The organism is Vibrio sp. (assembly GCF_050299255.1).
In the GTDB taxonomy this organism is placed as follows: Bacteria; Pseudomonadota; Gammaproteobacteria; order Enterobacterales; family Vibrionaceae; genus Vibrio.
The window spans coordinates 1-5534 of sequence record NZ_JBNKVP010000126.1 but is presented as its reverse complement, the minus strand read 5'-3'; the positions used below and the strand labels follow the sequence as shown (position 1 = coordinate 5534).

The 5534-nt window shown below is 49.3% G+C and carries 5 protein-coding genes; all 5 read right to left on the bottom strand.

All coding sequences use genetic code 11. From position 1 onward, the window contains the following. Positions 1–615: glycosyltransferase family 32 protein (locus tag ACQY6F_RS18005; protein WP_428776420.1), on the bottom strand; the 615-nt coding region annotated here is incomplete at its 3' end. 9 nt (positions 616–624) lie between these two features. Then, complete coding sequence (locus ACQY6F_RS18000) at positions 625–1659, bottom strand: glycosyltransferase family 9 protein (protein WP_428776418.1); 1035 nt, start codon at positions 1657–1659, stop codon at positions 625–627. Between the two features lie 5 nt (positions 1660–1664). Continuing rightward, complete coding sequence (gene waaF / locus ACQY6F_RS17995; RefSeq protein ID WP_428776417.1) at positions 1665–2693, bottom strand: lipopolysaccharide heptosyltransferase II; 1029 nt, start codon at positions 2691–2693, stop codon at positions 1665–1667. A 9-nt stretch (positions 2694–2702) separates the two neighbouring features. Further along, entirely contained in the window at positions 2703–3782 is a 1080-nt protein-coding gene (locus tag ACQY6F_RS17990; protein ID WP_428776415.1) for an O-antigen ligase family protein, read from the bottom strand. A gap of 179 nt (positions 3783–3961) precedes the next feature. Then, on the bottom strand, positions 3962–5534 hold a 1573-nt coding region (locus ACQY6F_RS17985; RefSeq protein ID WP_428776414.1), incomplete at its 5' end, for a polysaccharide deacetylase family protein.

Below are 5534 nucleotides of genomic sequence, written 5' to 3'. Positions count from 1 at the left end.
GGAGTGGTAAACCCCCATTTTTGGATCATAGTTGTTGATGTTGTGCACCACCTGGTCAATGGCACGCTTAAGATCCGGGTTGTTAGGTTTGGAGGCAATGAAGTAGTTGGTAATCTCAGTGTTATTGCTCACTTTGATATACAGCGCATCGGTATCCTGCTTAAGAATGTCATTCAGCGGCCAGACTAATGTTGCGTCGATATCCATATAAACGCCGCCGTAGGTATACAGTACCATCAGACGCCATAAGTCAGCCTGCGCTGCGCCGTTGGTGAGACGCATATACGCATCGTAGACTTCCTTAGGAGCATGTTCTTTAAGGAATACTTCACGAGCCTCGGTACTGACGTAATGGTATTCACTGCTCAAAGACATCAAACGGTTGAACAAATAGTTCAGGTACACGGGCAGAGTGCTTTTGGCGGTAAAGTTGGTCTGCCAGATGATGCGCGGAATCTGCTTCTGCTGTTTTAGCTGCACGCGAGCCGGAGAGTGTTCAGGTATGGTGAAACGTAGCTTAGGAAACACAAAGTGAAACGGATAAGACAACATTTTAAATAAGTTGCCGCTCAAACGGATTAGGCGGTTGGTGACGACTCGAACCATTTTGTTCATTGGAATACCTTATGGATTAACGGTCTGATCTGAAAGTGACGTCTGTATAGCAGCAACAATTTGCTCACTGGTTGGCACAGCGCCATCGGCAGACATGACAATTTTGTGTTTCGCTTCTTGCGGCGTATAGCGGAAGGGCACCGTAGAATAAAAAATACCCACTGTGGGCGTATGGGTGGATATCGCGACATTACGTACTCCGGTATCCGGTGCGACCACCAATCTGGCGCGGGCAATTTCGGCGACGAGCTCTTCCAGACTCAAGCAAGGCTGAATGGAAAAGTTGCTTTGAGCGGTGAGATCCTGCAGAAAATCACCTTTCTCAAAGTCGTTTTTGCCTTCCAGAAAGACATGCTGAAAATTTGGTAACGCGGCTACTGCCTGCTCAAGCAACTGTTTCATCTGCTCTTTAGTCAGGATCTTAGAGGTAGTGGAAGCGCCGTTAAAATAGAGAATTTTCTGCGCTTTGCTCGGGTCGAACAGTTCATTATGGCTGGGATAACCAAAATCCAGTGGCCGCTCAGGGTTGTGGCCGAGCATTTTCAGCATATCCAGCATGCATTCCAACTCCGGCTGGAAATCCGAGCGAAATACCGCGATGTTATAAACGGTTCCGCACAGGTACGGCCTATAAGGAAAACCAAACTTCAGCTTGGCCTTGCTCAATAACATCATCCAGTATGAGCGGCTGGTGCCGGCGACGTCAAAAATGATGTCCTGTTCATCGAGCTGTTTGAAATCGGCCAGACGTTGGCTAAACGTCATCTCATTTTTTCGTTCCCGGCCAGCCATGATAACGGTGTGATCCGCCAAGTCTGACGGAATACCGTACTGATAGTTGGATACGCCAACCAGAGTGATTTCTGCATTCGGGAAAAATTTGCGCGCTTCAATCAGGAAAGGACGTGCTATCACCTGATCGCCCAGTGCAGCATGGCGAATAATGGCTATTTTGCGTACTTTCTCCGGAGAAAATTCATTGTGGAGATAGTCTCTGGCTTTTTTTGAGGCGTAGCCGCCTCGCTCAATCCATAAGTGTTGCATGACAGTTATCCAATAAAACGCTGCAGTGATTTGATGACGGATTCAGGGGTAAGCTGCTTTAAGCAGTTAAGATGACCATACGGACACTCGCGCTTAAAGCAAGGGCGGCACTCAATATCGGTGTAGACCATCTCTAAGTTGTCAGTCAGCGCCGGAGTGTATTCCGGAGAGCTGGAGCCGTAGATGGCGACAATATTACACCCCACCGCCGCAGAGACATGCATTAAGCCGGAGTCGTTACTGACCACAGTATGACACTTGGCCAACAGGTCTGTGGCTTCGAGCAGGCTGGTTTGCCCTGCCAGATTATGGCAACTGGCTTGCTGCTCTGGGTTGAGAGCGGCTTTAATATCTTCGCACACCGGCTGATCTTTGGCTGAGCCAAATAGCCAGACTTGATAACCCTGTTCAATAACGTATTGGGCTACCTCGGCGTAGTATTGATCTGGCCAGCGTTTTGCCGGGCCAAATTCTGCTCCTGGGCATAGGCCAATCACCGGTTTTTGCGCGGATAATCCGAGTCGGTTCATCGCCTGCTGCTGGCTGTCTGCATCAATTGTTAAGGCCGGGAAGGGGCAGCTTTTCAGCTCCGTTTTCTCACGCATGGTCTGCTTGTTATGGGCCAGAGCCACGTAGCGTTCAACCATGTACTGAAATACGCGTTTATCTGGGCGTAAATCGTTCAGCAATCCATAGCGAGATTCACCTTTCCAGCCGATACGATGTTTGATCCCCGCAAACCAAGGGATTAGCGCAGATTTAGCCGAGTTAGGCAGGATAAAGGCATGGGTATAACCCTGTTTACCTAACTCGCGCGCCAGTTTCCAACGCTGAGCTATCTTGAGCTCTCCGTGACCGATAGGCATTGGAATCGCATTGTCGACCTCAGCCATTCTTTTGACTAAAGGAACACACCAGGCAGGTGCGAGCACATCAATTTTTGCATCGGGATATTGCTGTCGCAAAGTAATATACAGACTTTGCGACATCACCATATCTCCCACCCAGGATGGGCCAACGATCAGTATTTTCATTATTTGAGATCAGGTATTCGTTTGTTGGCTATTGTACTTTTCGGTACGAACTTGTGCAAAAAATAGCGCTAGCATAAAGCCATAGAAACAGCCGATCAGGTTAGCCTGCAGCGGTGCCTCTGTTAGGCCGTAGATGCAGAATCCGGCCACAAACACCGCCCCGGTGTATGCCCAGTCACTGTTGGTTTGCTGGTAGTGGCGAATAAACACCGCCAGAGGCACTAATAACATAAAGATGATACTGACTACGCCCCAGACGCCGTTACTGGCCAGCATTTCAAAGTACTGGCTATGGGCATGAGCACGACCAACGGTGGTCACCCATTCAGTGACTTCACCATTCTGGTACATGGTTCGGACTAACTCTTCCCTTTGCGGGTAAGGCATGCCGGTAAACGGTTTTTGCTGGAAGGTTTCGATAGCCACCTTCCATAGTTGTAGTCGACCTCCCGAGGATTCGGCGGAGGCTATGTCACCACGAGCGATATTGGTAAATTCGTTCGCCGTAAAATCTGCGCGGGCTTTTACCGCAGGGATTAACTGATAAGACAACACCGCAGCGAGGACCAGCACAACCGATCCCGTCATGACGGTTTTTATCCGCAATGCTTTACCATTCAATAGCGCGGCGAAAATTAACAGTAGAGGAATGGCCAAAATAGCACCACGGGTAATGGTTAAAACCGTGGCGATAGCTGACAGCACAGTCGCTAGATACAACCAGGTTTTGTAGTGACCAAAGCGTACCAGACAGAAAGCCAAAAACGTTAATGCACTCGCTAAGTAACCGAAGTTAATACTGAAAAGAAACCCATCGACGCGGGGCATTCCCAAAATAAAGTATTGATAGATGGCGATAGTAACCGCACCGACTGAACCGATAATGGTGCCCATTGCCAGATATTTGGCAAACGGGAACTGACGATCCTGGAAGATTTCTACAAATAGCAGGTAAATCGGAATCGACAGCAGGGCTCGGATGCCACCCTGGAAATAGCGCAACGTTGTGCCGTCGACAATAGCGACCGGAATAGCGCCTATCAGATAGAGTGATAAGCAGGCAATCACCAGGCCGTCAAAACGATTCAACTTTTGTGTTTTATGTTTGAGTAGATAATATATTGCCGTCAAGAGGCTTAGTACGACCACTGCAACGGAGTAGTTTCTGGTTCCCAGTAATAATGCAGGGACAAGTAACATGCTCCACGCTACTAAGAGTGTGTATGGTCTTCTTGGGTATTCCATCGGTTTCCTATTACTTTTTTACGCTAAATGTGGTGCTTTTTATATTTTCGGAAGGTGTAATTACCTCTGACCTTGCGCCACAGGCCGAAAACATCGGTTTTAGGGAAAATCGCGATACGGCGAATTTGATACAGATCCTGATGAAAGGCGAGCGGACCGCTATTGGTCGCCACGGCAAACTGATAACCCAGCTGTTCAGCCAGCCTTTTAGAATCGGCATTGAGACTACCATACGGATAAGCAAACGAGGTGAGTGGTTTGCCAATTATTTGCTCCAGCTCTTGCTTGTTGGCTGCAATCTCATGCCGTTGCTCTGCTTCAGTCAGAGTATTCAAGTGTGGATGGGTTAAGGTATGGCCGCCAATTTCAATCAAACCGGACTCAGCCATGGCTTTGATCTGCTCGGCAGACATCAGTGGGAAGGGCTTATCCGGATTCTGGTCGGCTTCCACATCCCAGCGATTAAATGACTCGCCAGTCACCACATACACCACCGCTTTAAAGCCATATTTCTTCAGCAGTGGCAGCATTAATTCATAGTTATCAACGAAGCCATCATCGACGGTGAGCATGATCGGCTTTTTGCCCGGTTGCAGGCGGCTGATCACCCCTTTATCGGCCAGATCCTCAAAGGTGACCGTTTCAAATCCCTTGCGTTTGAGCAGCTTAAGATGTTTTTCAAACAGCTCAATATCGATATAAGGGCCGCGAGTGCCTTTTTTATCGTCACTGTCGATAAAGCGGTGATACATAACAACCGGCATATCCCGTTGCCATTTATTAACCGCGACATCCTGATAAACCCGCTCCAACTGAGTGGCGATTTGGTTTAAATCATAGTTGTCGCGTATCGCCTGAGTGACTTCTGGCTGGCAATGAGACTGGCTGAGGCCAAGTTCAACCTGACCGGCAATAGCCGCGAAATCAATATCCAGCTCTTGCGGGCCGATATCGCCAAAGTTGCTGGCCATGGCCTGGGACAGGTTGTCACTATTCACTATACCGACACAACTGGCTTCTCCGATAGCCAGAGTGGGGCGGCCACACAGCAGCGATTCCATCGCCACACGCCCGGCGCCAATAACCAGATCTGACTGGTGTAGCATGGCCGGAACATCATTGGTGTAGCCTGGAAACTCTACCTGGCTGCGAAACTTCTCAAACCGTTCAGTCATCGCAGAACCGGTAATCACCCGAACCTGATAGGCGCTAACGTCCAGACACTCTTCCAGCAAGCGATAACATAGATCGCCTTTCGGGCCGGTTAAACGGCCCACAATTGAGATCACCGGGCGTGGATTTTGCGGGGCAGGTTGAGGCGCAAAGTCGGCGGTTTCAATCCCGTTGCGGCTCACTTCAAGCATCTCCGGGCTAACCCCCAGTTCGCGAATCAATTGTTGTTCAATGGCTTCACAAACGGGCAGAGCTTTATCGCCCATGGCATGGAACTTCTTGCGCGAGGCATGTACCGGTTGCCGGCCGTGAACCGTAGTAACCATTGGCGTGCCGGTAAGTTTGCAGGCCAGGTGACAACTCCAGCTAGATGCCCGGGAATGGGCATGAACCAACTGGATATTATGTTTTTTTATCAGGTAG